General features: G+C 72.6%; 26 protein-coding genes. 13 read left to right on the top strand and 13 right to left on the bottom strand.

The annotated features are described in order from the left end of the window. Positions 1-71 precede the first annotated feature (71 nt). Positions 72-1,814 carry a CoA transferase gene (locus tag ABZ865_RS32190; RefSeq protein WP_361238194.1) on the top strand — a complete coding sequence of 581 codons (1,743 nt, stop codon included), beginning with the start codon at positions 72-74 and terminating at the stop codon, positions 1,812-1,814. After that, positions 1,811-3,475 carry a class I adenylate-forming enzyme family protein gene (locus ABZ865_RS32185; protein WP_361238191.1) on the top strand — a complete coding sequence of 555 codons (1,665 nt, stop codon included), beginning with the start codon at positions 1,811-1,813 and terminating at the stop codon, positions 3,473-3,475. Before ABZ865_RS32190 ends, ABZ865_RS32185 begins: the two co-directional genes overlap by 4 nt. A gap of 62 nt (positions 3,476-3,537) precedes the next feature. On the opposite strand, the gene ABZ865_RS32180 is transcribed toward ABZ865_RS32185, so the two are convergent. From ABZ865_RS32180 to ABZ865_RS32165, 4 genes are all read right to left on the bottom strand, one after another. Continuing rightward, entirely contained in the window at positions 3,538-4,362 is an 825-nt protein-coding gene (locus tag ABZ865_RS32180; RefSeq protein ID WP_361238188.1) for a zinc ABC transporter substrate-binding protein, read from the bottom strand. Beyond that, entirely contained in the window at positions 4,311-5,189 is an 879-nt protein-coding gene (locus ABZ865_RS32175) for a metal ABC transporter permease (RefSeq protein WP_361238186.1), read from the bottom strand. The genes ABZ865_RS32180 and ABZ865_RS32175 overlap by 52 nt, the downstream gene beginning before the upstream one ends. Continuing rightward, the gene (locus ABZ865_RS32170) at positions 5,186-5,821 is read right to left on the bottom strand and encodes an ABC transporter ATP-binding protein (RefSeq protein ID WP_361238183.1); all 636 of its coding nucleotides are present in this window, start codon (positions 5,819-5,821) and stop codon (positions 5,186-5,188) included. The genes ABZ865_RS32175 and ABZ865_RS32170 overlap by 4 nt, the downstream gene beginning before the upstream one ends. Positions 5,822-6,263: 442 nt before the next feature. Next, positions 6,264-7,451, bottom strand: coding sequence for a permease (locus ABZ865_RS32165; RefSeq protein ID WP_361238180.1), 1,188 nt, complete (start codon positions 7,449-7,451; stop codon positions 6,264-6,266). 197 nt (positions 7,452-7,648) lie between these two features. On the opposite strand from ABZ865_RS32165, the gene ABZ865_RS32160 reads away from it, so the two are divergent. Next, positions 7,649-7,951 carry a heavy-metal-associated domain-containing protein gene (locus ABZ865_RS32160; RefSeq protein ID WP_361238177.1) on the top strand — a complete coding sequence of 101 codons (303 nt, stop codon included), beginning with the start codon at positions 7,649-7,651 and terminating at the stop codon, positions 7,949-7,951. A 173-nt stretch (positions 7,952-8,124) separates the two neighbouring features. Next, entirely contained in the window at positions 8,125-9,357 is a 1,233-nt protein-coding gene (locus tag ABZ865_RS32155) for an FAD-dependent oxidoreductase (RefSeq protein ID WP_361238174.1), read from the top strand. Positions 9,358-9,456: 99 nt separating this feature from the next. Here ABZ865_RS32155 and ABZ865_RS32150 read toward each other — a convergent pair whose 3' ends face one another. After that, the gene (locus ABZ865_RS32150) at positions 9,457-10,044 is read right to left on the bottom strand and encodes an XRE family transcriptional regulator (protein WP_361238171.1); all 588 of its coding nucleotides are present in this window, start codon (positions 10,042-10,044) and stop codon (positions 9,457-9,459) included. Positions 10,045-10,190: 146 nt separating this feature from the next. Between ABZ865_RS32150 and ABZ865_RS32145 the strand changes: the two genes are divergently transcribed. The 4 genes from ABZ865_RS32145 (at position 10,191) to ABZ865_RS32130 (ending at position 13,139) form a co-directional block, all read left to right on the top strand. Further along, positions 10,191-11,027 carry an EamA family transporter gene (locus tag ABZ865_RS32145; RefSeq protein WP_361238168.1) on the top strand — a complete coding sequence of 279 codons (837 nt, stop codon included), beginning with the start codon at positions 10,191-10,193 and terminating at the stop codon, positions 11,025-11,027. A 78-nt stretch (positions 11,028-11,105) separates the two neighbouring features. Further along, the gene (locus tag ABZ865_RS32140) at positions 11,106-11,753 is read left to right on the top strand and encodes an FMN-binding negative transcriptional regulator (RefSeq protein ID WP_361238165.1); all 648 of its coding nucleotides are present in this window, start codon (positions 11,106-11,108) and stop codon (positions 11,751-11,753) included. A gap of 64 nt (positions 11,754-11,817) precedes the next feature. Next, positions 11,818-12,525, top strand: a complete 708-nt coding sequence (locus tag ABZ865_RS32135; protein ID WP_361238163.1) for a phenylalanine--tRNA ligase beta subunit-related protein — start codon at positions 11,818-11,820, stop codon at positions 12,523-12,525. 80 nt (positions 12,526-12,605) lie between these two features. After that, a complete protein-coding gene (locus ABZ865_RS32130) occupies positions 12,606-13,139 on the top strand; it encodes a GNAT family N-acetyltransferase (RefSeq protein ID WP_361238160.1) in 534 nt (177 codons plus the stop codon). On the opposite strand, the gene ABZ865_RS32125 is transcribed toward ABZ865_RS32130, so the two are convergent. Together ABZ865_RS32125 and ABZ865_RS32120 are read right to left on the bottom strand one after the other, a co-directional pair. After that, positions 13,129-13,707 carry a phosphatase PAP2 family protein gene (locus tag ABZ865_RS32125; protein ID WP_361238815.1) on the bottom strand — a complete coding sequence of 193 codons (579 nt, stop codon included), beginning with the start codon at positions 13,705-13,707 and terminating at the stop codon, positions 13,129-13,131. The two genes, ABZ865_RS32130 and ABZ865_RS32125, sit on opposite strands and share 11 nt — an antisense overlap. A 46-nt stretch (positions 13,708-13,753) precedes the next feature. After that, positions 13,754-15,097: a diacylglycerol kinase family protein gene (locus ABZ865_RS32120; protein WP_361238157.1), complete on the bottom strand. Its 1,344-nt coding sequence runs from the start codon at positions 15,095-15,097 to the stop codon at positions 13,754-13,756. A 311-nt stretch (positions 15,098-15,408) separates the two neighbouring features. Between ABZ865_RS32120 and ABZ865_RS32115 the strand changes: the two genes are divergently transcribed. Both ABZ865_RS32115 and ABZ865_RS32110 read left to right on the top strand, forming a co-directional pair. Continuing rightward, entirely contained in the window at positions 15,409-15,642 is a 234-nt protein-coding gene (locus ABZ865_RS32115) for a hypothetical protein (RefSeq protein ID WP_361238155.1), read from the top strand. Positions 15,643-15,727: 85 nt separating this feature from the next. Then, complete coding sequence (locus ABZ865_RS32110) at positions 15,728-16,249, top strand: hypothetical protein (protein WP_361238152.1); 522 nt, start codon at positions 15,728-15,730, stop codon at positions 16,247-16,249. A 6-nt stretch (positions 16,250-16,255) separates the two neighbouring features. On the opposite strand, the gene ABZ865_RS32105 is transcribed toward ABZ865_RS32110, so the two are convergent. Further along, positions 16,256-16,861, bottom strand: coding sequence for a rhodanese-like domain-containing protein (locus tag ABZ865_RS32105; RefSeq protein WP_361238149.1), 606 nt, complete (start codon positions 16,859-16,861; stop codon positions 16,256-16,258). An 80-nt stretch (positions 16,862-16,941) separates the two neighbouring features. Between ABZ865_RS32105 and ABZ865_RS32100 the strand changes: the two genes are divergently transcribed. Next, on the top strand, positions 16,942-17,229 hold the full coding sequence (locus ABZ865_RS32100; RefSeq protein ID WP_100831257.1) for a metal-sensitive transcriptional regulator: 288 nt from the start codon (positions 16,942-16,944) through the stop codon (positions 17,227-17,229). 33 nt (positions 17,230-17,262) lie between these two features. On the opposite strand, the gene ABZ865_RS32095 is transcribed toward ABZ865_RS32100, so the two are convergent. The 4 genes from ABZ865_RS32095 to ABZ865_RS32080 all read right to left on the bottom strand — a co-directional run bounded on the left by ABZ865_RS32095 (position 17,263) and on the right by ABZ865_RS32080 (position 21,407). After that, positions 17,263-18,009 (bottom strand): sulfite exporter TauE/SafE family protein, encoded by a 747-nt coding sequence (locus tag ABZ865_RS32095; RefSeq protein WP_361238145.1) that lies wholly within the window; start codon positions 18,007-18,009, stop codon positions 17,263-17,265. After that, positions 18,006-18,413 carry a rhodanese-like domain-containing protein gene (locus ABZ865_RS32090; RefSeq protein ID WP_361238142.1) on the bottom strand — a complete coding sequence of 136 codons (408 nt, stop codon included), beginning with the start codon at positions 18,411-18,413 and terminating at the stop codon, positions 18,006-18,008. The genes ABZ865_RS32095 and ABZ865_RS32090 overlap by 4 nt, the downstream gene beginning before the upstream one ends. Before the next feature lie 82 nt (positions 18,414-18,495). After that, on the bottom strand, positions 18,496-19,878 hold the full coding sequence (locus ABZ865_RS32085; RefSeq protein ID WP_361238139.1) for an MBL fold metallo-hydrolase: 1,383 nt from the start codon (positions 19,876-19,878) through the stop codon (positions 18,496-18,498). A gap of 119 nt (positions 19,879-19,997) precedes the next feature. Then, a complete protein-coding gene (locus tag ABZ865_RS32080; RefSeq protein WP_361238136.1) occupies positions 19,998-21,407 on the bottom strand; it encodes a PLP-dependent aminotransferase family protein in 1,410 nt (469 codons plus the stop codon). A 47-nt stretch (positions 21,408-21,454) separates the two neighbouring features. On the opposite strand from ABZ865_RS32080, the gene ABZ865_RS32075 reads away from it, so the two are divergent. After that, a complete protein-coding gene (locus ABZ865_RS32075) occupies positions 21,455-22,654 on the top strand; it encodes an MFS transporter (RefSeq protein WP_361238133.1) in 1,200 nt (399 codons plus the stop codon). A gap of 327 nt (positions 22,655-22,981) precedes the next feature. Here the strand turns inward: ABZ865_RS32075 and ABZ865_RS32070 are convergent, their stop codons facing one another. Beyond that, positions 22,982-23,482 (bottom strand): MarR family transcriptional regulator, encoded by a 501-nt coding sequence (locus ABZ865_RS32070; protein WP_361238130.1) that lies wholly within the window; start codon positions 23,480-23,482, stop codon positions 22,982-22,984. 103 nt (positions 23,483-23,585) lie between these two features. Here ABZ865_RS32070 and ABZ865_RS32065 point away from each other — a divergent pair, with 103 nt between their 5' ends. Continuing rightward, positions 23,586-24,056, top strand: coding sequence for an SgcJ/EcaC family oxidoreductase (locus ABZ865_RS32065; RefSeq protein WP_361238127.1), 471 nt, complete (start codon positions 23,586-23,588; stop codon positions 24,054-24,056). Positions 24,057-24,101: the final 45 nt, after the last annotated feature.

Below are 24,101 nucleotides of genomic sequence, written 5' to 3'. Positions count from 1 at the left end.
CGACTCCCTCTTCCGTGGAACAGGTCGGGGGCGACCGTCCCCGGGTTCCCGCGCGTCAGGAAAGGAGAGGCATGGCAACTCCAGCCATACCGGCCGTCGCGCGGACGGCCAGTCCGTTCGACGGCCTTCGTCTGGAACGCTCTGGTCCGCCGGGCCCGGCGGACGGCCTCGTCGCGGAGCATCTGCGACTGTTGGGCGCCGAGACCGACGGCGGCTCCGGCAGCCGGCTGACCGTCACCGGACGCGACATCGGCGGCGTCACGGCCCGCACCACGTGGGGCGAGACGGCCACCGACGAGGCCACCGCCCAGGCGGCCACCGGCATGATGGCTGTGCACGGCCGCCGCGACGGCGCCCCGCGCGGCCTCGCCGTCGACTATGCCGCCACCGCGACCGGTGTCCTTACCGTGCAGGGTCTGCTCGCCGGCCTGCTGGCGCGAGCGCGCGGCCGGCACGTCACCGAGGTCGAGGTCAGCGCCGAGCGAGCCGGGCTGCTCACCGTCTCCCAGTACCTGGCCGCCGCCGGGGCCGAGGAGGGCGAGGCAGCCGAAATCGCCCCCGGAGGCCCGCCGTTCACGTCGGCCGACGGGGCCGTCTTCGAGCTGGAGACCCTCGACCCGGGCGTGTGGGCATCGTTCTGGCGCACCCTCGAGGCCCCCGAAGAATCGATACGCCGGGGGTGGCGGCCCTTCCAGTTCCGGTACGCCACGGCCTGCGCGCCTTTCCCGCAGGCACTGCACGAGGCGGTGCGAGCGCACTCCTGGGAGCGGATCCGGTACGCCGCCGAGGTGTCCGGCGCCGATCTGTGCCCGTTGCGCTCGCTCGCCGAGCGGGCGGCCGAGTACGACGGCGCGGCGCCCTGGGAGCTGACGCCGCACGGTATGGCGGCGTACACCCCCGGCAGCGCCTCCGACGCCGACCTGCCGCTCGCCGGATTCACCGTCCTCGAAGCCGGGCGGCGTATCCAGGCCCCGCTCGCCGCTCACCTCCTCGGGCTGCTGGGCGCTGAGGTGATCCGGATCGAGCCGCCGGGCGGCGACCCGTTGCGCGGGATGCCGCCCGCCTGCTCGGGCGTCTCGGCGCGCTGGCTGGCCCTGAACCGGGGCAAGAAGGCCGTAGAGGTGGACATCAAGTCCGCAGCGGACCGGGGACTGCTGCGCGGGATGGCCGCCGACGCGGACGTGTTCCTGCACAACTGGGCACCGGGCAAGGCCGCCCAGCTCGGCCTCGACCACGAGCACCTGACGGCCGCCAACCCCGCACTCGTCTACGCGTACACCAGCGGCTGGGCCGACCGACTGCCCGACGCCCCCATGGGCACGGACTTCATGGTGCAGGCCCGCACCGGGGTGGGCGAGGCCGTACGACCGGCCGACGAGGCGCCCGCGCCGTCCCTGATGACGCTGCTCGACGTGCTCGGCGGCCTGCTCGGCGCCGAGGCGATCCTGGCGGGACTGCTGCTGCGGGAGCGCACAGGACGCGGGGTTCGCGTCGACTCGTCGCTGCTCGGCGCCGCCGACGTGCTCACCGCACCCCACCGGGCCCGGGCCGCGCAGGGACTCGACCCGCGCCAACCGGCTGGGTTCCGCCGTCCGATGCGGACCGCCGACGGCTGGATCGCCCTCGCCGACCACTCCGCAATCCCCTACGACGTGCACGACCTGTCCACCGAGCAGGCGCTGGAACGGCTGCTCGACCGTGGCCTGGCCGCCGTCCCGGTCGTCACCGACCTCGCCGACCTGCTCTCCACCGGCCCGATCAGCCGCGACGCGCACGGCGCCCCCGCCGTCCCGGCCCCCTGGAGCTTCGCATGACCGTGGACCTGCACGACCTGCTGCCCGCCGAGCTGCGCCGCACCTGGGCCGTCGACGGCACCTGCCCCGACCTGGACCTCTACAGCCTCTACCGCGCCCGCCAGATCGCCGACCTGCACCGCACCGCGGTCATCGACGCCAAGGGCAAGCTCTGCTACACCGCCCTCGACCGCAAGGCGCGATGTCTGGCCGCGGGGCTGTCCGGGCTCGGCATACGCACCGGTGACGTGGTCGGCATACAACTACCCAGCGGACGCAATGCCGTCATCGCCGACCTCGCGCTGGCCGCGCTGGGTGCCGTCGCGCTCCCCTTCCCGGTCGGCCGTGGCGGTCGCGAGGCGACCTCGCTGCTGCGCCGGTCGGAGGCCGTCGCGGTGATCGCCGCCACCGAGCACCGCGGCAATCACCACGCAGCCGGCCTGCTCACGCTTGCTGCCGAACTCCCCGCCCTGCGCACGGTGATCGCCGCCGGGCCCGGCGCCCCGGAGGGGGCGGTCTCCTTCTCCACGCTGCTGCGCACCGACCCCAAATCGTTCGTCCCGGCCCGGCCTCACCCCGACTCGGCCGCCCGCATCCTCGTCTCCTCCGGCTCCGAGGCCGAGCCGAAGATGGTGGCGTACTCGCACAACGCACTGGCCGGCGGCCGCGGCAACTTCCTCGCCTCGCTCATGCCGGACGGGCAGCCGCCGCGCTGCCTCTTCCTCGTGCCGCTGGCCTCCGCCTTCGGCAGCAACGGCACCGCCGTCACGCTCGCCCGGCACGGCGGCACGCTCATCCTGCTCGACCACTTCACGCCCGAGGCCGCCCTGGACGCCCTCGCCGCGCACGAGCCCACCCACGTCCTGGGCGTCCCGACGATGATCCGGATGATGCTGGACCGGATCGCAGACGGGCACCACCCCGCCTTCAGTCCCCCGACGGCTGTCATCGTCGGCGGCTCACCGCTGGACGAAGCCACGGCCGAGGAAGCCCGCCAGGTCTTCGGCTGCCCGGTCGTGAACCTCTACGGCTCGGCCGACGGCGTCAACTGCCACACCGGGCTGTCGGACGAGCCCCTGCGCGGAAAGGGGCCGGGCATCCTGGCCGGCCACCCGGATCCGCACGTCGCCGACATCCGCGTCGTCGTCCCCGGCACATCCGAACTGGAGGAGGCGCCGCGCGGCTCCGTCGGCGAGATCGTCGCCCGCGGCCCGATGACCCCGCTGTGCTACGTCGCCGCCCCCGACCTCGACGCCCGCTACCGTGCGGCCGACGGCTGGGTGCGCACCGGCGACCTCGGGCTCATCGAGGAGGACGGAAGCCTGCGGCTCGTCGGGCGCCTGAAGGACGTGGTCATCCGGGGCGGGGCCAACATCAGCCCGGCCGAGGTGGAGATCGAGCTGGCGGCGCATCCGCTCGTACGGGACGTGGTGTGCGTCGGCGTACCCGATCCGCTGATGGGCGAACGGCTGGCCGCCTGCGTCGTTCCGCGGGGGCAGAGGCCCACCCTCAAGGAGTTGTGCGCACACCTGGACGCACGCGGCCTGGAGCCCCGCAAGCACCCCGAACGCCTCTTGATTCTGCCGGAGTTGCCACTCACACCAGCGGGAAAGCCGGACCGGGCGCTGCTGCGTGAGCGGTGCACCGCACAGACGCCGGAGTCCCTCACACAAGCCGTCTGACCATACGAGCGCGGGCCGCCCGGAATCCCCGGGCGGCCCGCGCTCACGTCCCGACGAACGCGTCAGGCAGAGGAGGCCATCGCCTTCTTGATGGTCTCTGCGGCGTTCTTGTAGACCGCCATCAGGTCCAGGTCCTTGCCCGGATAGTTGACGATCTCCACCTGCTTGGCCCCCGAGTCAGGCAGCACCGTGCCCGTCGTCATGTGCACGTTGTCGAGCACGTACGCGGGCTTCTTCTTCTCCAGGTCCGACAGCTGCTTGGCGGTCACGGCCTGAGGCCCGTACGTGCCGCGCAACTCCGCGCCCGCCATCCTCGCCGACCAGACGGAGAAGACCTGCGCGACGACGGCCGGCGCCTTGCCGCCCGGCCACGCGGTCCTCAGCCCCTTCTGCAGCGTGCCGTACTCACTCTTGAAGGACGTGTCCCACTTCGCGGCGGCGCGCTGGGTACCGAACAGCTTGCCCAGCCGCATGACTTCGGCGCTCGCCTTGTCCGCGCCGTTGTCGAGGTCGACCTCGACCATTTTCGCGCTCGACCCGGCAGCGTCCTTGATCTTCTTCGCGTACGGCTCGAAGGACGCGTACAGCACGAAGTCGGCGTCCGCGACCGCCGCGAGGTCGGACGGCTTGGGGTCGTAGTCCGGGGCGTGCTGCACGGACGACGGCACGATGACCTTCACGTCCTTCGCGCCGGCGGCCTTGGCGAGGGCGCCCTCCCAGGTCGTGGTGGCCACGACGACAGGGGTACTGCCGTTCTCGTTCGCGGTCTTGCCGCCGCTGTCGGCCTTGCCGGAACCGCAGGCAGTGGCGGTCAGCGCCAGCGCGGTGCTCAGGCTCAGTGCGAGGACGGAAGGGACACGGACGATGCGGACGCTGGTGCGCGCCATGAGCGGATACTCCGTTCAGGGATGAGATGGACGACCAGGACAAGGGCCCCGGCGGTCAGGACGAGCACGGGCCCGGGCGGCCAGTCGAGCTTCAGCGCGACGAGGAACCCCGTGAGGTTCACGGCGACGCCGATACCGACCGCCCAGACGGTGATGGACTTCAGGGACGTGCCCAGCCGCCGGGCGGCGAGGGCGGGCAGGAGCGTCAACGCGTCGACGAGCAGCGCGCCAGTCAGTTTCAGGGCCCCGGCGACGGACACCGCGACCAGGACGAGCAGCAGGACGGTGAGCATATCGACGCGCACCCCTGAGGAGAGGGCGAGTTCACGGTCGTAGAGCAGGAGCGCAAGGTCCCTGCGACGCCACCAGAACAAGCCAGGTACGACGACGGCGAGCACGCCCAGCAACCACAGATCGGACGTGCCCACGGACAGGATCGAGCCCCACAGCAGCGCGAACGCGCCCTGCGCGTTGACCCCGGACACCGCCAGGACCAACAGCGCGGCCGCGATCGCAAGACTCATCAACAAGCCCATCGCGCCGGCGAGACCGTCCGGGGTGCGGGCGAGCGGCGCGACCCCGGCACCCGCGAGGGCGCAGGCGACCAGCGCGCACAGCATCGGATCCAGCCCCGTGAGCAGCCCGACCGCGATACCGAGCAGCGCCACGTGCATCATCGCGAACCGCACCGGCATGATGTCGAGCCCGACGATCACGACACCGATCACCGGAAGGCCGGCAGCCGCCAGCAGCAGGGCGACCCCCGCCCGTTGGACGGGAACGAGTTGCAGCATCTGCCCGAGGTCGGCAGAAGCGAGGCTGTTCACCCGACCTCCCTGAGCCGGCCGGCGGCCATCTCCAGCACACGGTCGCAGCGGTCGGCCAGCGCACGGTCGTGCGTGACCACCACGACGGTCACCGGCAGCGACAGCAGGACGTCTGCCGCCTCCTCCTGCCCGGCGAAGTCGAGGGCGGCCGTCGGCTCATCAGCCAGCAGCACCCCGGCTCCGGCCGCAACGCACCCGACCGCGCGGGCCAGATACATGCGCTGCAACTGGCCACCAGACAGCGTGTGCAACGGTCGGCCGGTGAGCGCGCCGACGCCCAGCTTCTCCGCCGCCTCAACCGCTTCGGCCAGTGCCCTGCTGCTGGCCAGCAGCTCACGCCCCAGCAACGGGAACCGACCCACCGCAGGCTTCTGCGGAATCCAGGCACACGCCCGGCGCCGCCACGCCCACTCGGCCGCCGTGCCGGTGCCCCGGCCACCGACCAGGATCTGCCCGTTGGCTTGGCGGTGCAGGCCCAGCACGGCACGTATCAGCGTGGTCTTGCCCGACCCGTTGGTGCCGGTCAGCGCCACCCGCTCGCCCGCCGCGACGTCGAGATCCACATCGCGTACGGCCTCAACGCGGCCATGTCGACAGGCGACCTCGCGCATGCGCACATTCAGACCGTCCATCCCGCCTCCTGTCCGTTCCCCGAGAGCAGTCGGAAAGTGAGGGCGACGAGTTCCCGCCGACGGACGCACTTCTGCTGTCGCTCGTGCAGGGAGGCCCCGATGGTGCTCCGCGACTGGCAGGGAAAGCGGCAGGAAGAGCGGACCTGGCGTTCGGCCGCGGCTCGCACTTCTGCGTCGGCGCGGCCCTGGCCAGGATGGAGGGCTTGGTGGCCTTTCGACTGCTGCTCGACCGACTGGGAGACGTCCGGCTCGCAGTGCCCGTCGGGGACCTCCGCCGACGGCCGTCCCGCGTCATGCGCGGCCTGAAAAGCCTGCCCTTGGTACGACGGTGAGGGTGGGTGCCCATGGCGCCGACGGCAGCCCGGTCCCACCCCCACATGGTGTCCACCGGCGAGCTCATGGGGAGGGTGAGAGGCGGTGTATGAGGGGGTGTGTGGCCGCGCTATTGGTGGCGGTTTCCGTTGGGCGTACGGGTGTTGTCGTGCTCGTGTTCAGCGTCGTCGGGTGAGCCGCCCATCATCCGCAGCATCGCCGGGCCGCCGGTGCGCAGGAAGCGGATCAGCAGGGCGGCGGCCAGGAGCAGGAAGGCGATGTTGAGCCAGCTCGTGTAGTTCCAGGTGACGCCCTCCTCGGGGATCCTCGCGTTCGCCTGGTCGGGGATGAGGCCGAGGCCGCCGAAGGCGAACTCCACGACGTACCCGGCCACTGCCATCGCGGCGAAGAACGTGACCAGGAGGAACGCGGCCATCCTCGCCCCGTAGTACTTCCGGTAGATGTTCAGGATCGGCAGGATCAGCAGGTCCGCGTAGATGAAGGCGATCACCCCGCCGAAGCTGATGCCGCCCTTCCACAGCACGACGGCGAGCGGGACGTTGCCGATCGAGCAGACGAACGTCGCGATCGCCACGAGCGGTCCCACCAGCGGGCCGATCACCTTGGCGGCGAGCGGGTGGTCGGCCAGGAAGAACGTGCGCCAGAAGTCGTCCGGCACCCAAGCGGCGATCGCCCCGGCGATCAGCAGCCCCGCCACCAGGTCGCGCAGGATCGCGGCCCACTCCATGACGAAGATGTGCGACACGGAGGTGAGCCCGTCGCGGGAGAGGAGCCGGCGGACGAAGCCGCCCTCGCCGTGCACGGACATGTCCATCGCCGCGTGCCCCTCCATGGACCCCGTCAGCCCGCGTTCGGCCTGCTCGTGCGCCCGCCGCAGCAGCCGCTCGCGAAGGAACAGGCGGAACAGTACGGCGAGGACGACGATCATGATCGGTCCGCCGACGAACTCGGCGGCGGTGAACTGCCACCCCATCAACAGGGCGAGGATCACGCCCAGTTCCACCACGAGGTTGGTCGAGGCGATCTCGAACGCCATCGCCGCGGTGAAGTCCGCGCCCTTGCGGAACAGGGAGCGGGCGAGGGCGACGGCCGCGTACGAGCACGACGACGAGGCGGCGCCGAGCCCGGCGGACAGGGCGAGCGTACGGGGCCGGTCGTCCCCGAGCAGTCGTACGACCGTCTCCCGGCGCACCACCGCCTGCACCACGGCGGACAGGGTGAAGCCGAGGATCAGTGCCCAGGTGATCTCCCAGGTCATCGAGCCGGCGATGGACAAGGCATGCCCGATCGCATCCATGGTGCGCACCCTTCGCCGAGGCGGTCCGTCTCCGGCCGAGTATTCCCGAGGGGGGTATGCGAAACGCCGCGCCGCGCGTGGACCTTCGCGTTCGATTAGGTACCCCTGGGGGGTATAGTGCTCCGCAGGGAGGCAGTCCAGTCAGACCGCCTTCCCGTGGCACCCCTGCACCCACACTCACACGCGAGGAAGAAGCCATGACCTCTGAGACGATCAACAGCTCCGGCTCCTGCTGTGGCGGATCCTGCGGCTCCGGCGCCCCGTCCGCCCTCCAGATCCAGGCTCCCGGCGTCACCACCGTCTACAAGGTCTCCGGCATGACCTGCGGCCACTGCGAGGGCGCGGTCTCCGAGGAGATCTCGGCGCTGGACGGCGTCACCTCGGTCGCGGCCGTCGCCGGGACCGGAGAGGTCACCGTCATCTCCGCCGCGCCGCTCGACGAGGAGGCCGTCCGCGCGGCCGTCGACGAGGCCGGCTACGAACTCGTCGGCCGAGCCTGAGGGTGATGCCGCGCAGGGGGCGCCTGGTCAGGTGGCGCCCCCTGCACCCCTGCGTGGCCGCGCGGGCTGCATCCCGGATGTCCTGAGGAGTACGATATTCATCGACCGGTGAATTAGGCTGGTCGTCAGGCCGGTGAATCACTGCCTTCTTCTCTCCCGAAGGGCAGGCCCTCATGGAACGGACCACATGCTGTGTCGTCGGCGGCGGCCCCGCGGGCATGGTGCTCGCCCTGCTCCTCGCCCGGTCCGGCGTCGAGGTGACGGTGCTGGAGAAGCACGCCGACTTCCTGCGTGACTTCCGCGGCGACACCGTCCACCCCTCCACCCTGGTGCTCCTGGACAGCCTGGGCCTGGCCGAACGCTTCGCCCAGTTGCCCCAGCGCCGCGTCACCACCGTCCAGCTGCCCGTCGGAACCGGCCGCTCGGCGGTCACGGTCGCGGACCTCTCGGTGCTCCGGCCTCCGTACAACTACGTGGCGATGGTGCCGCAGTGGGACCTGCTGGACCTCCTCGCGGACGAGGCGGGGCGCGAACCGTCCTTCGACCTGCGCATGAACACGGAAGCCACCTCCTTCCTGATCGAATCCGGACGCGTGACCGGGGTGCGCTACCGGACCTCCGACGGCCGCACCGGCGAACTGCGCGCGACCCTCACCGTCGCCTGCGACGGCCGCGGATCGCTCGCCCGGTCCCGGCCCGAACTGGGCCTGCGCCGCTTCACGTGCCCGATGGACGCCTGGTGGTTCCGCATACCGCGACACGAAGGCGACCCGCGCGGACTCGTCGGCGCCGCCGGTGACCGCTTCCTGACCGCGATGATCGACCGCGGCGAGTACTGGCAGTGCGCCGCGCTCATCCCCAAGGGCACCGATCCGCAGCGCCGCGCCGCCGGCCTCGACCGCTTCCGGGCCGACTTCTCCCTCGCCGCCCCCTGGCTCGCCGACCGCACCAAGGCCCTGCGTTCGTGGGACGAGGTCAAGCTCCTCGACGTACGCCTGGACCGCCTGCGCCGCTGGCACCGTCCCGGCCTGCTGTGCATCGGCGACGCCGCGCACGCCATGTCGCCGGTCTTCGGCATCGGGATCAATCTCGCGGTCCAGGACGCGGTGGCCGCCGCCCGCTACCTCGCCGAGCCGCTGCGTCGCGGGACGGTGAGCCCGAGCGACGTCCGCAGTGTGCAGCGCCGGCGTCGGCCCACCACGGTGGCCACACAGGCGCTCCAGCGGATGGCCCACGCCTGCTTCATCGCCCCCGTGCTGCAGGGCCGCCCGCCCCTCGGCAGCGCGGAGCGGGCCCGGCGCGTGGCACGCGTGCTGAGTCGGGCGCGATGGATCCGACGCGTCCCCGCGTACTTCGTCGCCTACGGTGCGCTGCGCGAACGCCCACCGGCCGTGGCCGTCCGGTAGCTGCCGCGTTGTTCGGCGCTGCGTACCTGACGGGTGTGATGCCGTCGATAGCGTGCGGCGCATCCCTGGTGGGGAACGCCACGCGCGCACGACGTGCGGTCAGGTGGTGGAAGCGGGGCCGGGGGGCAGATGGACCGTCATGATCAGGTGGCAGGTCTCGGTGCCGGAGCCGCGGTAGGTGTGGGTGGTGTCGCCGTCGAAGGTGGCGGTCTGCCCGGCTTCGAGGGTGTGCTCGGTGCCGTCGACGATCAGGGTCATCCGGCCGCTGGTGACGCTGACCGTTTCCACAACTCCGGCCTGATGGGGGTGGCTCGGGTATTCCTCGTCGGGTTCCAGCCGCCAGCGCCAGACCTCGACGGGGGCCGGCCCCGAGGTCGTCAGCATGAGCCGCGCCTCGCCGCCCCGCTCGCCGGTCCACAGGGGTGCCACGGTGTCGGCGGACACGATGCGGACGCGGCCTTCGGCAGGCCCCTGCATGAGTGCGCTCACCGAGATGCCGAGAGTGTCGGCCAGTCGTACCAGGGTGGCCAGGTTGGGATTGCCCTGCGCCTTCTCCAGGCCCACCAGGGCACCCTTGCTGACCTGGGCGCGCCTGCTGAGTTCCTCCAGGGACAGGCCCGCGCGGATGCGGGCCGCCCGGACGTTGTGCGCGACCGTCCGCAGGGCCGCCCCGGCTGTCTCGGCCAACCAGATCACCATCCTTACCGCTGGGCCATTACCAACCTGATCATTACCGCTTGACCATTTGAATGTACCGCCTGGTCGTTTGGTTGAATGGATCGGTCGTTCCGTTGTACCGTGTGGTCGCTCCACTGAATGGTAAGGGATGTGTCGTGATCGCTCTGGTGCTGGCTCTGGGCAGCTCACTCGCCTACGGATGCGCCGATTTCCTCGGCGGCCTCGGCGCCCGCAAGGCCCATGTGCTGCGCACCGTGATGGTCGCGGCCCCGGCCAGTCTCGCGGTCGAGCTGCTGCTGTGGCCGGTGCTCGGTGCCTCGTTCAGCCCTGCGGCCCTCGGCTGGGGTGCCGTGTCCGGGGTCGCCTCGGCGGCCGCGTTCGCCCTGCTCTACCGCACGCTGGCGATCGGCCCGATGAACGTGCTGTCGCCCGTGACCGCGCTGGTGTCCGCCGCGCTGCCCGTCGGAGTGGGTCTGCTGCAGGGCGAGCACCTGGGCGTCGCCGGTCTGCTGGGTCTGCCGCTCGCTCTGGCGGCGGTGGTCCTGGTCAGCGCCGGACACGGCGCGGGCGCGGCACGCCCCTCGCGTACGGCACTGCTGCTGGCGCTCGGAGCGGGCGCCGCCATCGCCCTTCAGCTGATCTTTCTGCACCAGGCGCCGTCCGACAGCGGCGTGGCCCCGCTGATCACGGGCCGGGCGGTCTCCTCGGCCGTCACCCTGGCCGCGGCGGGACTGATGCGCCGCAAGCTGGGCCCCGAGCAGCCCGCCTATGGCCTGTCGGCCGCCGCCGGTGTGCTGGACTCACTGGCGAACCTGCTGTTCCTGCTCGCGGCCCGCAGCGGGGACCTCACCGTCGTCGCCGTGATCACCGCTCTCTATCCGGCCGGCACCGTCCTGCTCGCCCGAGGCGTCCTCGCCGAGCGCATCGCCCGCGGCCAGTTCGTCGGGCTGGGCACCGCCGCCGTCGCCGTCAGCCTGCTCGCCCTGACCTGAGCGAGCCCGCGGCCCACCACCCACCCGCAACACCCACCACATCAGCGAAACGCCAGCGAACGAACCGAGGAGGGCAGCATGCTGGTTCACCCCTGGGACGCCGGCCTGGACGAAGCCGAATGGCGGGGCTGGATCGCCGAGGGGCACGACTTCGGCCAGCTGAGCGTCAACGGCCTGCCCGGCCACCCGCCCGCCGTCGTCCCCACCCACTTCGTCCCCGACGACGGCCACCTCCTGATCCACCTCGCCCGCCCCAACCCGGTGTGGAAGGCGATCGAGCACGATCCGAACGTCGTCCTCACCGTCATCGGCGACTACGCCTTCATCCCCGGCCCGTGGCGCGCACCGGCCGGCACTCCACCCACTGACGGCGTGCCCACCAGCTACTACGCGGCCGTCCAGTTCACCTGCCGCGCCGACGTCATCGACGACCCCGAGGCCAAGGCCGAACTGCTGCGCCGCCAGCTCGCCCACTTCCAGCCCGACGGCGACCACGCCCCCGTCGTCGTCGACCAGCCCCCGTACGGCCGGATGCTGTCCGGCATCCGCGGCCTGCGCCTGGAAGTCCGCGACGTACGGGCCAAGTTCAAGTACGACGACCACAAGCCCGTCGAGCACCGCACCTCCGTCGCGGACCATCTGACCGCACGCGGCCAGGGCCTGGACATCCCCACCGCACGCCAACAGCGTCGCCGCACGGACCGCATCGGCCCCTGGACACGCTGACGGCCCTCTCCGGTCCCTTTGCCCGCCCGCCCGCACCCACGCTCGCAGGAACGGAACCCCGCCCATGCCTGCCTTCCGCCTCACCCCCGCCGTCGCGAACGCCTTCCCCGACACCCTCATCGCCATGGTGACCGCCACCGGCCTCCGCGGCCGCGAACCCTGGCCCCACACCGCCGCCTGCCTGGAAGAACTGGAGCGGCAACTCGCCGACGGCACCTGGCACCCCGCCGACGAGACCGACCCCCGCATCGAGGCGTGGCACACCGCCTACCGCTCCTTCGGCACCAACCCCCGACGCATCCGCCCCAGCGTCGACGCGCTCGGCCGCCGCTTCCTGAAGAAGGGCACCCTGCCGCGCATCAACGCCGCCGTCGACTCCTACAACGCCGTGTCCGTCCGCCACGGCCTGCCCGCCGGCGCCTTCGACCTCGAGCACGTCACCGGCGACGTCGTCATCCGCCACGCGGACGGCACCGAGTCCTTCACCCCGCTCGGCGAGCCCGACACCGTCGAGCATCCCAAGCCCGGCGAGATCGTCTACGCGGACACCACCGGCGTCCTGACCCGTCACTGGAACCACCGCGACGCCCACCGCACACGCGTCACCGAGGATTCCACGCACGTCGCCTTCCTCCTCGAAACCCTCCACGCCGACCGGGACGGCGACCTCCTCAAGGCCGCGGCGTACGAACTCCAGGGCCTCCTCGCCCCGCACGCGGAACAGACCGCCGTGCACTGCATCAGCCCGGCACAACCGCACGCCGCCACCTGAGAAGGCGTAGTCGAGGCCCGCCACCTGAGCGGTCGGTAATCCAGCTGCGTGCCGACGACCGGCTGTCTACCGTCCTCCCCATGCCCGAGCTGCAGCTGCTTCGCCTGGACCACGCCCCCGCGCTCCTCACGTTCGAGCAGGAGAACCGGGCCTACTTCGCAGCCTCCGTCCCGGACCGAGGCGATGCCTACTTCGCCCGGTTCGAGGACGGCCTCCGTGACCTGCTGGCCGAGCAGGAGGCCGGGGCCTGCTGGTTCCACGTGCTGGTCGGCACCGCGGGCGACGTCCTGGGCCGGGTCAACCTGGTGGACGCGGCTGATGGCGCTGCCGACCTCGGGTATCGGATCGCGGAGCGGGCCGCGGGCCGGGGGCTGGCCACCTCGGCAGTGCGTCAGGTCTGCGCTCTTGCCGCCGAGAGGTACGGGCTGACCGCCCTGCGGGCCGCAGCGAGGCTCGACAACGCGGCGTCCCGAGCCGTGCTGGCCCGTACCGGGTTCACCGTCACCGGCGAGACACGCCTCTCCGGTCGCCCCGGTCTGACGTACGTTCGCAGCCTCGAGGACTTCTCCGCCCCGCGCGCGGGGGCGCCCGCATCGTCGCCGCTCACAGCTTGAAGGCGCGCTGCGGGACGTGCACGACCGCCAGGGACGCGGCCGCGGCCGCGAAGCCGAGGACCGCGCCGGCCGCGACGTCGCCCGGGTAGTGCACGCCCGTGTGCACCCGGGAGTAGCCCACGGCGACCGCCAGCGCCCCGAGCGGCACCGCGGCCGGGGGCAGTACGACGCCCACGGCGGTGGCGAACGCGGTCGCCGACGCCGTGTGACCGGACGGGAAGGACGCCGACTTCGGCATGGGCACGTGCCGGTCCACGACCACCCGGGCCTTCTCCCGGTCGGGCCGCCGTCGGCGGACCATCCGCTTGCCGAACAGGTTCGAGGCCGCCGAGGCCAGCGCGACCGCGCCGACCCCGGCCAGCGCCGCGCGACGGGGACGGCCCGGTGCGAGGGCGAGGCCGGCGGCCGCGGTCAGCGAGATCTTCGAGTGGTCGGCCGCGTGCGACAGCCGCCGCAGCGCGCGGTCCAGCGTGGGCGTGGGGGTTGCGGCCACGGCCGCGTACAGGGCCCCGTCGATCGCACGGAGGTCGCTGAGCACGGCCGCCGTGGCGGACCGGGCCCGGGCCACGCTCCGGCGGACGGAAGCGGCGGGCGAGACGGTGTCGGTGTTCCGGTCAGGCACGGGTCTCTCCTTCGGATGGTGGCTCGGCGTGACCGATCGCGAGGTCGACGAGCCGCCGCCAGTTCACGCGCGGCGAGGGAGCCACGACGCCCGGACGGTCGCGCGGCACCAGGACCCGCAAGGCGCCCGGGCGCAGCGAGCACACGACCGGCGTGGCCATCCGCAACGCCTCGCCGTCCACCGCCACGGGCATCTCCTCCTCGTGGGAGGCCACTTCGACCCGCTGCGCGGTCATGACGGTCAGCCCCGTGGACTTCGAGCCCCGCACGGCCAGGTCCGCGGCCTGCGCCGCGCCCTCCACCCGGATCGCCAGCACGCCCAGCTCGCCGCCGTCGAGCCGGGGCCGGCGGCCGCCGCCGGCGAGTGCGTCGGGGGCGGCGTACGGGTTGTTGCTGACCAGCAGCGCCTGCTGGGACGAGAGCGCGGTGCCGTCGACCCGCGCGTCGAGCCGCCGCATCCCCTCGCCGACCAGCAGGTCCGGCATGACACTCAGCGCCGTGCCCGCCTTGTCGTCGCGGTACTCCGGGTGCTGCACGACGTCCGCGTACACCCCGAACGACACGGTGTTGACGAAGGCCCGGCCCGCCACGTCGCCGAGATCGACCCTGAGCTCCTCGCCGTCGGTCAGCGCGTCGAGGCAGCGGGCCGGGTCGGACCGGTCGAGGCCGAGATCCATCGCGAAGTGGTTGCGGGTACCGGCGGGGATCACGAGGAACGGCAGGTCGTGCTCGGCGGCGACCGTCGCGACCAGCGCCTGGGTGCCGTCGCCACCCGCGACACCGAGCAGGTCCGCGCCCTCGGCCACGGCCTCGCGGGCCAGCGCGGCGACGTCGGCCTGGACGGAGGGATCGAGCAGGATCACCCGCGCGCCGCGCTCCTCCGCCCGCTCGACCAGCCCGAAGCGGCCGACCTTCCCGTCCCCGGACTTCGGATTCATGATGAGGACCGGCCGCCTGGGCCGTGGCGCGGCGGCCGCCCGCCCCGACCGCTGCGGATCCGACCTGCGCAGCGCCGCCCGGGCGCAGGTCAGCGCCGCACCCCAGCACAGGCTCGAGGCCAGCACGGTCGGCCAGAAGCCGTCGTGTGTGAAGAGGACCAGGAGGCCGACGGGCGCGGCGACCGCGACGAACGCCCCGAACAGCCGTACCGCGCCGCGGTGCGCCAGGAACCACCAGACCCCGGTGGCACAGACGATCAGCCCGAGGAGCCCGGCCCCGATGATCAGGAGCCCGTCCGCTCCCAGCGCGAGCAGCAGTACGACCACGGCGCCGACCGCCGCCAGCACGGCGCAGCGAGCCAGCAGCCGCGCGACCACGTCTCCGCGGGAGCGCGTCATCCACGTCCTGTCGATGTCGTCCTCCCCACGTCGTCGTCCCCTCTACGTCGTGTTCATCCTCTCAGCCCAGCGCGCTGTACCAGCCTGCGCACTTTCGGGGCGGGGAGCGTCCCGGCCGGGCTGTACGGGTGAGTTCCCCGCCTGATCCCCGTGGGAACAATCACGGCCTGCGATGCGCTCCTCCTCATGCCCCATGCGGTACAGAGAACCGGGTGCTGACCGCTGCGTGCGGAAACGAACGGCGGAGGAGCGTGAGACTCGTGACGACGGCAGGAAATGGTCGGCTTCGGCCGACCGGACAGGACTCTCTCGTGACGACCTGCGGACGCAGGATCGCCGTGCGGTGCCTGCGACTCGGGCCGCCCGACCGGCCCGTCGGCCGCATCGCCCTGGACGTGGGCGAGGACCGGAGCGGCGAGCCGGGAGTCTGGGCGGCACTCACCCCGGAGGAGGCACGCGGCCTTGCCCGCCTTCTCCTCGAACAGGCCGGCCCGAACGAACACCCCGCCGCCGACCAACCGCAGTACGGCCTCCTGCCCGCCTGACGCAGCGCGGCCCAGGCGAAGTCCGTGCCCGACAGGGAAGTTGGCCACGGAGGGCTCCGTCGGGGTCCGGCACTATCGTTCTGCCGTGACCGGCTGTGCGCAGCGACCGCTGCTGTTCCTCGACGTCGACGGACCACTGATCCCCTTCGGCGCGGAGCCGCAGCAGTATCCGAGCTACCCGACCGATCTCGGACTGCCTGACGCCGACGCGAATCCGCTCCTGGCCCGGATCAATCCCGAGCACGGGCCCCGGCTGACGGCGCTGCCCTGCGAGCTGGTCTGGGCCACGACCTGGACGGCTGACGCGAACGGCTGCGTCTCTCCCCGTATCGGTCTGCCGCAACTGGCCGTGGTGGTCTGGCCGGAGCCGTCCGCCATTGACGACCAGGACGAACGCGACGGACTGCACTGGAAGACCCGCACCCTCGTCGAATGGGCGGCGGGGCGCCCCTTCGCCTGGGTCGACGACGAGGTCACGGACATCGATCGGACCTGGGTCGCCGCTCACCATCCGGGGCACGCTCTGCTCCACCGTGTCGACCCCCGCATCGGTCTCGCACACAGCGATTACGCGGCGCTCGACCTGTGGCTGCGAGAGCCGTTCTGACTGGGCTCAGCGGGTGCGCAGGGTGGCGAGGGTGGCGTCGAGGTCGGCCGCGCGGGGGCGGTTGTGCGGCAGCTTTCCGAGCATGACGGCCATGCCGCAGGTGTTGGTCAGGGCGGAGAAGACGAGGCCGCCCGCGATGCCGGCCGACAGGAGCTGGAAGGCCGGGTGTACGAGCAGGCCGAGGAGCAGCCCCAGGAGTACGACGGTGCCCGCGGTGAAGCGGACCTGGCGCTCCATGCTCCAGCCGGCCCGGGTGTCGCAGGCCGCGGGCTGCTGGAGGTCGCGTCCATCGGCCGCCCATGCGCTGGTGCCGCCCGCGAGGGTGGCCGCCTGGACGCCCTGTTCGGCCAGAAGCGTGCCGGCGCTCTCCGAGCGGGCGCCGGAGGCGCACACCAGGAGGATGTCGCCGCGCCTGGCCGCGTGCCGGATCTCCGGGAGCGCCCGGCGGATCCGGTCCAGGGGGATGTTCAGGGCCCCGGGCAGATGGCCGGAGGCGTACTCGGCGGGAGTGCGTACGTCGATGACGGTGAACGCGTGCAGCCGCGTGCCGACCTGCTCGGTGTCGAGCGTGATGAGGGCGATGGGGGTGTTGGGGGTGTTGGGGCTGGTCATGGCAGATGTGATCCTTAGTGGTCGTCGCCGTCCCGAACCAGGACGTACAGTACCCCTAGGGGTATTGGCGAGGAGTGATCGTGGAACTGGAGCTTGAGGGCGCGTCCCTGAAGGCCGTGCTGAACCGGTTGCGGCGCGCGCAGGGCCAGATCTCCGGTGTGATCCGGATGATCGAGGAGGGTCGGGACTGCGAGGACGTCATCACGCAACTGGCCGCCGCCTCGCGGGCGTTGGACCGGGCCGGTTTCGCGATCATCGCCACCGGGCTGCAGCAGTGCGTCTCCGACATCGAGTCCGGCCGGAAGAACGGCGAGGACACGGAGGCGATGCGCGCCCGACTGGAGAAGCTCTTCCTGTCGCTGGCGTGACGGCCTGCCCAGGGCACGGTGGCTCGGTGCGCATCACACCACCGCGTCCACCAGCATGAATCCGGCCACCGCCAGCAGGACGAGCGCGAAGACCCGCTGGAGCGTGCTCCCGGACAGCTTCGCCGACAGGCGCCTGCCGTCCCACGCGCCCAGGATCGCGGCCCCGGCGAACGGGCCGATGACCGCCCAGTCCAGGCCGTGTGCCGTACCCGCGCGCAGGACCAGGGCGGCCAGCGAGTTGACGGTGATCACGAGCAGACTCGTGCCCACCGCCGCCCGCATCCGCAGGCCGAGGACGTTGACCAGCGCGGGCACGGCGAGGAAGCCTCCGCCGACGCCGAGGACACCGGTGACCGCGCCCAGCCCGGCACCGGCGCCAGCCGCCCGGCCCGGCCGCACCGCCACGGTGGCTTCCGGCGACGTGCGCGGCCGCAGCATGCGCAGGGCGGCCGCCGCCGCGATCACCGCGAAGGCCACCGTCAGCACGGCCGCCGGCAGGCGCCCGGCGAGCGCTCCGCCCAGCATCGCCGGACCGGTCCCCGCCGCCGCGAACAGCAGCCCCGTACGCCAGCGGACATGGCCGTCGCGGGCATGGGCGGACAACGCGGTGGCCGAGGTGACCGCGACGATGACCAGGCTGGCCGTGGTGGCCGCGACCGGGGTGAAACCGAGCAGGTAGATCAGCGCGGGAACGGCCAGGACACTGCCGCCGCCCCCGAGCGCGCCGAGCGCCAGTCCGATGACGGCTCCGGCAGCCAGTGCGAGTGCCACAGCGCTCACGCGACGATCCCGTCCCCGCCGCGCGAGTCCACCACGGGCAGTCCCGCACCCGCCCAGCCCCGCAGGCCGCCGATCACGTCGACGGCCTCCACACCGCGCGCCTGCAGCAGTTCGGCGGCCTGCCGGGAGCGGTTGCCCGAACGGCAGATCACGACGACGGGCCGCCCCTGCGCCGAGGCGGGAAGTGCGGCACCGGCGGCCAGCTCGGCAAGAGCCAGGTGTACGGCGCCAGGGGCGTGCCCGGCCTGCCACTCGTGGGGTTCGCGGACGTCGAGCAGCACGGCGGCTCCGCTGCCGTCGCCGACCTGCGCGTGGCCGGTGCGGGCCGCGGCCTCCTGCACGGTCACCCGCCCGGGGCCACTGGGGCCACTGGGGCCGTTGGGGCCGCGTCGGAAGAGGCTCATCCTCGTTCTGACTCCTGTTTCTTCTGCCGGTGCTTCTGTGCCGCTGGATTTGTGCTGCGGCTGGTTCGTGCCGCGACCGGGGTCACGGGGTGCGGACGGTGAGACCGGCCTGTTCGGCGGCGCCGAAGGAGTCGTCGACGGCGACGACGTCGCGGCCCACGGCATCCAGCAGGGAGGCCGCGATGGCGGCGCGCATGCCGCCCGCGCAGTGGACCCACACCTGCCCTTCGGGGACCTCGTGGAGGCGGCCGTGCAGCGTGTGGAGCGGAATGTGCACCGAGCCCTCGACGAAGCCGGCGGACCGTTCGGAGGCCCGGCGGACGTCCAGCACGACGACGCGGTCCTTGACGACGACGCCGTCCCCGGCGTTCCCCGCGAGGTCGGCGAAGGTCGCGCGGGGGAAGGAGGCCAGGACCTCGCCGTTCCGTACCCAGCGCGCAGGCTCTCCGGTGGCCGCGGCCGCCGGGCGGTCGATGCCCACCCGGACCAGCTCGCGCTGCGCGGCGGCGAGTTGCTCGGCGGACTCGGCGAGCAGGGTCACCGGCTTCCCCCACGGGATCAGCCAGGCCAGGTAGGTGGCGAGCTGCCCCTGAGCCTCGAAGTTGACCGAACCGGCGACATGCCCCTCGGCGAAGGCCACCCGGTGGCGCAGATCGACCACCCACTCGCCCGCGGCCAGCCGGGCGGCTATCTCCTCGGCGTCCGCCACGGCCGGCGGTGTCAGGTCGACCGGCGCGGGTCCCGCGGCGTTGGCCGGACCCATGTGCGCGTAGTAGGCGGGAACGTCGTCCAGACCGGCCAGCAGGGCGGCGACGAAGGTGTCCACGTCCAGGGTCAGTGCCTCGTTGGACGCCTTCTCCTTGCCGATGCTGGTGGACTCGCCCGCCGCCTGGCTGGAGGAGCAGAAGCTGCCGAAGCCGTGCGTGGGCAGGACGGCCGTGTCGTCCGGCAACTCGGCGGCCAGCCGATGCGCGGAGGCGTGCTGGGCGCGGGCGAGCTGTTCCGTCAGCCGGGGCTCGACCAGGTCCGGGCGTCCGACCGTGCCGATCAGCAGCGAGCCGCCGGTGAACACCGCGACCGCCGTCCCGTGCTCCTCCAGCACGTAGGAGGTGTGGTGCGGGGTGTGACCGGGGGTCGCCAGCGCGCGCAGCTCCAGCCCGGCCCGGGCGTCGATCTCCGCGCTGTCGCCATCGTGCACCGGCGTGCGCTCGTACGACACCCGGGCCCCGGCCGGCACCAGGTAGGCGGCGCCCGTGACCCGGGCCAGTTCCAGGCCTCCGGTGACGTAGTCGTTGTGGATGTGCGTCTCGACGACGTGGGAGATCCGCACCCGGCGCCGCGCCGCCGCCGCGATCATCCGGTCGATGTCACGCGGCGGGTCCACCGCTACGGCCGTCCGTTCGCCGCCCGCCAGGTAGCTGCGATTGCCGAGCCCTGGCACCTCGATCGTGTCGACGAAGAACACGAGGTACTCCTTCCACGCTGATTTACCCCCCGGGGTATATGCAGACCGTAGCACGATTACCCCGGGGGGTATTTTTGAGGGCAGGGGAGACCCAAGGGCCTCTGCCACGGGCAGGCGCTCTACGGTCGGCCGGTGAGCAGGTGACCGACGGCCGCGATGCCCTCGGTGATGGCTCGCTCGCCGACGTTGCCGAAGCCGAGGACGAGTTGCGCGGGCGTGGTGGCGCGTGAGGCCCGGCAGGTGCTCATGCCGTAGAGGCCGACGGACCGTTCCCGGGCGGCGGTGACGACGCGCTGTTCGTCGGCGCCGGCGGGCAGGTGGGCGACGGCGTGGAAGCCGGCGGCGAGGCCCGTGACCGGCACCTCGGGGGCGTGCTCGGCGAGCGCGGCGAGCAGGCCGGTGCGGCGGGCCGCGTAGGTGGCGCGCATCCGGCGCAGGTGGCGGTCGAAGCGGCCGGACTCGATCAGCCTGGCCAGGGCGAGCTGGTCGAGCGTGGGCGTGCCGCGGTCGCTGCGGTGCTTCTGCTCGGCGAGCGCGTCGGCCAGCTCGGGCGGGCAGACCATCCAGCCGATCCGCAGCGCGGGCGCGAGGGACTTGCTGACGGTGCCGAGGGAGATGACCCGGTCCGGTGCCAGGCCCTGGAGGGCGCCGACGGGCTCGCGGTCGTACCGGAACTCGGCGTCGTAGTCGTCCTCGATGACGAACGCGTCGCGGGCTCTGGCCCACTCGATCAGGGCCAGCCGGCGCTCAGGGGCGAGGACGACGCCGGTCGGCCACTGGTGGGCGGGGGTGACGACGACGGCGCGGGCGTCGGTGACGGCCAGCGCACGCACGTCGATGCCGTGCTCGTCGACCGGCACGGGAACCGCACGCAGGCCCGCCGTGGTGGCGGCCGCGCCGACGGTGGCGGGTGAGCCGGGGTCCTCGAACGCCACCGTCCGCACGCCGGCCTCCGCGAGGACGCGGAGGCCGAGGCCGATTCCCTGGGCGTAGCCGTTGCAGACGACGATGTGCTCCGGGCCGGCCGCGGCGGCGCGGACCCGGCGCACATAGCCGGCCAGAACCTCGCGCAGGACCGTGCTGCCGCGCGGTTCGCCGTAGTCGAGTTCCGTCGTCGGCATGGCGCGTGCCGCCTCGCGCATGGCCCAGAGCCAGTCCTGGACCGGGAAGGAACCCAAGTCCGGTACGCCCCAACGGAAATCGGCCACGAGACGCGAAGCGGCGGTACGCGCCGTCGTGACGCCGGGCGATGCGGCGGCGCCGACCGCGACCCGGGTGGCGGAGCCCGGGCGGGTCACCAGGTAGCCCTCGGCCTGGAGTTGGGCGTAGCAGTCCTGCACCAGCCCGCGTGAGAGGCCGAGCGTGCGGGCGAGTTCCCGGGAGGACGGCAGCCGTTCGCCGGCCTGCAGACGGCCGGTGCGGATCGCGTCCCGCAGCCCGTGCTCCACCTGCGCGCGCAGCGGCCGGCCGTCGGCCCGGTCGACGACCAGCAGGAGCTCGGGCGGTGAACTGGACCACTGCGGCGGCATGGAACTGGAGCTTACCGGCGGGCCGGTGGGGCTCTTAGCGTCCTGCCGTGACCGAAATCCGTGACTCGCATCCGCCGACGCGTGCGCCTCGCCCGCCGTTGCTGACCAGGCCGTTGCTGCTTCGCTTTGTCTCCATCGTGGGCGCCTCGACCAGCTTCTACCTGCTCTTGTCCGTCGTCCCCGCTTACGCGACGGCCGGCAGCGGGGGAGGGGGCGGTGGCACGGCCGGGTTGGCCACCGGGGCGCTGATGCTGACGACGGTGGTGGGCGAGCTCGCGGCGCCCGCCCTGGTGAACCGCTACGGCTACCGGCTCGTGCTCGCCGCCGGCCTGATCCTGCTGGGGGCGCCCGCACTGGCGCTGACCTGGTCCCACGACGTGTGGGGGATCGTCGTGGTCTGCCTGCTGCGCGGCCTGGGCTTCGCGTTCACGGTGGTCGCGGGCGGTGCGCTGACCGCGTCGCTCATCCCCGCCGAACGGCGCGGCGAGGGACTGGCGTTGGTGGGTGTCGTCAGTGGGGCTCCCTCGCTGGTGGGCCTGCCGCTGGGCGTGTGGCTGGCCCGGCAAGCCGGTTACGACACGGTGTTCGTGGCCGGGGCCGTGGCCGCGGTCGCGGCGGTCCTCGCGGTGCCGGGCCTGCCCGACCGCATCCGTGCGTCGGGGCGGCCCGTCGGTATCACGGAGGGGCTGCGCAGCACCGAACTGCGGCGCCCCGCCCTGGTCTTCGCGGTCACCGCCGTCGCCGCCGGGATCGTCGTCACCTTCCTGCCGCTCGCCGTCCCCGCGTCGGACACGGGCGTGGTCGCGGTGGCGCTGTTCGTGCAGCCCGCGGCGGCCACCGTGGCCCGCTGGCTGGCCGGCCGACGCGGCGACCGCAGCGGTCCCGCCCGGCTGGTGCTGCCCGGCCTGCTGCTCTCGGCCGCCGGCACCCTGCTGATGGCGCTGACCGGCAGCCCGGTGGCCGTCGTCGCCGGGGTCGGCCTGTTCGGGATCGGCTTCGGCATCGCCCAGAACGCCACGCTGACCCTGATGTACGTGCGCGTGCCCGCCGCCGGTTACGGCACGGTCAGCGCGCTGTGGAACTTCGCCTACGACGCCGGGATGGGCGCCGGGGCCGTCGCGTTCGGCTGGCTCGCGGCCGGGACCGGCTACCCCTGGGCCTTCGCCCTGACCGCCGCCGCCATGCTGGGCGCCCTCGCCCCGGCTCTCACCGACCGCCGCACCACCCCACGAGCCGCGGTGCGCTAGGGCCTTTCTTCCGGATCAGGCCGGCTCGTGCCGACCGAGCTTCCTGGCGGAGTCGAGCGGGGTCTGGTGCGTGCAGATGCAAGGCGGAGGAGGGAGTCGACGCGGAGCGTCGGCGACCGACGACAACGCCGCAGATGTGCGTGCCAGGGCCCGCGACGCCGGCAAGATCCGGAAGACAGGCCCTAGGGAGGGATCCCCGCGGCCACGGCCCCCGGCCCGCGACTTCCGGCCTCCGACTTCCGGCCTCCGACCTCCGACCTCCGACCCCTGGCGGGACCCCCACTGGCGGACCCACCTGCAGACCCACTGGCAGACCCTGCCCCGTGGTCAGCCGTCGCCCTTGGTCCGGGTGGTCCTGCCCCGCCGGGGGGCGGCGGTGCTGCGGATCTCCTCCGTGGCGGCGCGGAACGCGGGGGCAGCATGCCTGAAGTAGTCGAAGAGCAGGGCGCGTTGTTCGGGGGTGTAGCGCGCGAGGACCTCGGCGATGTGGCGTCGGGCGGGCCCCAGGACGTCCTCGATGCGACCGAGCCCCTCGGGCACCGGCTCGACGATCACGCGTCTGCGGTCCTTGGGGTCCGCGACGCGGCGGGCGTATCCGGCGCGCTCGAGGCGGTCGATCAGACGCGTGGTGGCACCGGTGGTGAGCCCGGTCCTGGTGGCCAGTTCACCTGAAGTGAGGCTCCCCTCCAGGGTGATCAGGCTCAGCGCGTACCACTCCGAGGTGTGCAGACCGACGGCTTCGGCGCCGGCCAGGCCCTGAAGCCCCACCGCGTCGAGGTACTGGCGGAAGACCACGTGTTCGTTCGCGGCGCCTTCGGGGGTTGCCATCGACGGAAGCACCTCCTAGATTATCTGCATGCGTGCAGATACTGTTCCCAATCAGAATCTGCTTCAGTCTAACCAGAGAGTCGGAGAGAGGGAGTTGTTCGCCATGACCACCACGCATGACGTCGCAGCCGTCACCTCGGTGCTGGACGAACTCGTCGCCGCCTGGGGGCGGCACGACGCCGAGGCGTACGGCGAGTTGTTCACCGAGGACGCCACCTACACCACGTTCGTCGGCACCTTCTACCAGGGGCGCCGGGACATCGTGGACAGCCACCGCACGCTCTTCGCGACGTTCCTCAAGGGCACCGAGCTCGCCGACGAAGTCCTCGACGTCCGCTTCATCGGGCCCGACGCAGCCGTCGTCAACGGGCGCGGCGACACGTACAAGGGCAAGCGGCCGCACAAGCTCACCAAGATCCAGACCTACACCCTGGTCCGCCAGGGCGACGGCAAGTGGCGCATCGCGGCCTTCCACAACACCAAGCGCAAGCCCCTGATGGAGTCCATCTCCTACAGGTTCGCCCCAGGCCTCATCCCAGCCGCCGAGAAGCAGGGCTCCGGCATGTCCTCCTGACGGTGGGATGACCTCAGCACCTCCCTGTGCCCTGGTAGCGGCCAC

Origin of the sequence: Streptomyces sp. NPDC047085, assembly GCF_040643735.1 — a bacterium.
GTDB lineage: Bacteria > Actinomycetota > Actinomycetes > Streptomycetales > Streptomycetaceae > Streptomyces.
The sequence above is the reverse complement of the archived record's forward strand: the minus strand, read 5'-3'. Positions and strand labels throughout refer to the sequence as shown.

Bases quoted from the DNA above. Each gene is read 5' to 3' on its own strand.
- ABZ865_RS32190 (WP_361238194.1), top strand. From the start codon at position 72: ATGGCAACTCCAGCCATACCGGCCGTCGCGCGGACGGCCAGTCCGTTC.
- ABZ865_RS32185 (WP_361238191.1), top strand. From the start codon at position 1,811: ATGACCGTGGACCTGCACGACCTGCTGCCCGCCGAGCTGCGCCGCACC.
- ABZ865_RS32180 (WP_361238188.1), bottom strand. From the start codon at position 4,362: ATGGCGCGCACCAGCGTCCGCATCGTCCGTGTCCCTTCCGTCCTCGCA.
- ABZ865_RS32170 (WP_361238183.1), bottom strand. From the start codon at position 5,821: ATGGACGGTCTGAATGTGCGCATGCGCGAGGTCGCCTGTCGACATGGC.
- ABZ865_RS32165 (WP_361238180.1), bottom strand. From the start codon at position 7,451: ATGGATGCGATCGGGCATGCCTTGTCCATCGCCGGCTCGATGACCTGG.
- ABZ865_RS32160 (WP_361238177.1), top strand. From the start codon at position 7,649: ATGACCTCTGAGACGATCAACAGCTCCGGCTCCTGCTGTGGCGGATCC.
- ABZ865_RS32155 (WP_361238174.1), top strand. From the start codon at position 8,125: ATGGAACGGACCACATGCTGTGTCGTCGGCGGCGGCCCCGCGGGCATG.
- ABZ865_RS32140 (WP_361238165.1), top strand. From the start codon at position 11,106: ATGCTGGTTCACCCCTGGGACGCCGGCCTGGACGAAGCCGAATGGCGG.
- ABZ865_RS32135 (WP_361238163.1), top strand. From the start codon at position 11,818: ATGCCTGCCTTCCGCCTCACCCCCGCCGTCGCGAACGCCTTCCCCGAC.
- ABZ865_RS32130 (WP_361238160.1), top strand. From the start codon at position 12,606: ATGCCCGAGCTGCAGCTGCTTCGCCTGGACCACGCCCCCGCGCTCCTC.
- ABZ865_RS32120 (WP_361238157.1), bottom strand. From the start codon at position 15,097: ATGACGCGCTCCCGCGGAGACGTGGTCGCGCGGCTGCTGGCTCGCTGC.
- ABZ865_RS32105 (WP_361238149.1), bottom strand. From the start codon at position 16,861: ATGACCAGCCCCAACACCCCCAACACCCCCATCGCCCTCATCACGCTC.
- ABZ865_RS32090 (WP_361238142.1), bottom strand. From the start codon at position 18,413: ATGAGCCTCTTCCGACGCGGCCCCAACGGCCCCAGTGGCCCCAGTGGC.
- ABZ865_RS32080 (WP_361238136.1), bottom strand. From the start codon at position 21,407: ATGCCGCCGCAGTGGTCCAGTTCACCGCCCGAGCTCCTGCTGGTCGTC.
- ABZ865_RS32070 (WP_361238130.1), bottom strand. From the start codon at position 23,482: ATGGCAACCCCCGAAGGCGCCGCGAACGAACACGTGGTCTTCCGCCAG.
- ABZ865_RS32065 (WP_361238127.1), top strand. From the start codon at position 23,586: ATGACCACCACGCATGACGTCGCAGCCGTCACCTCGGTGCTGGACGAA.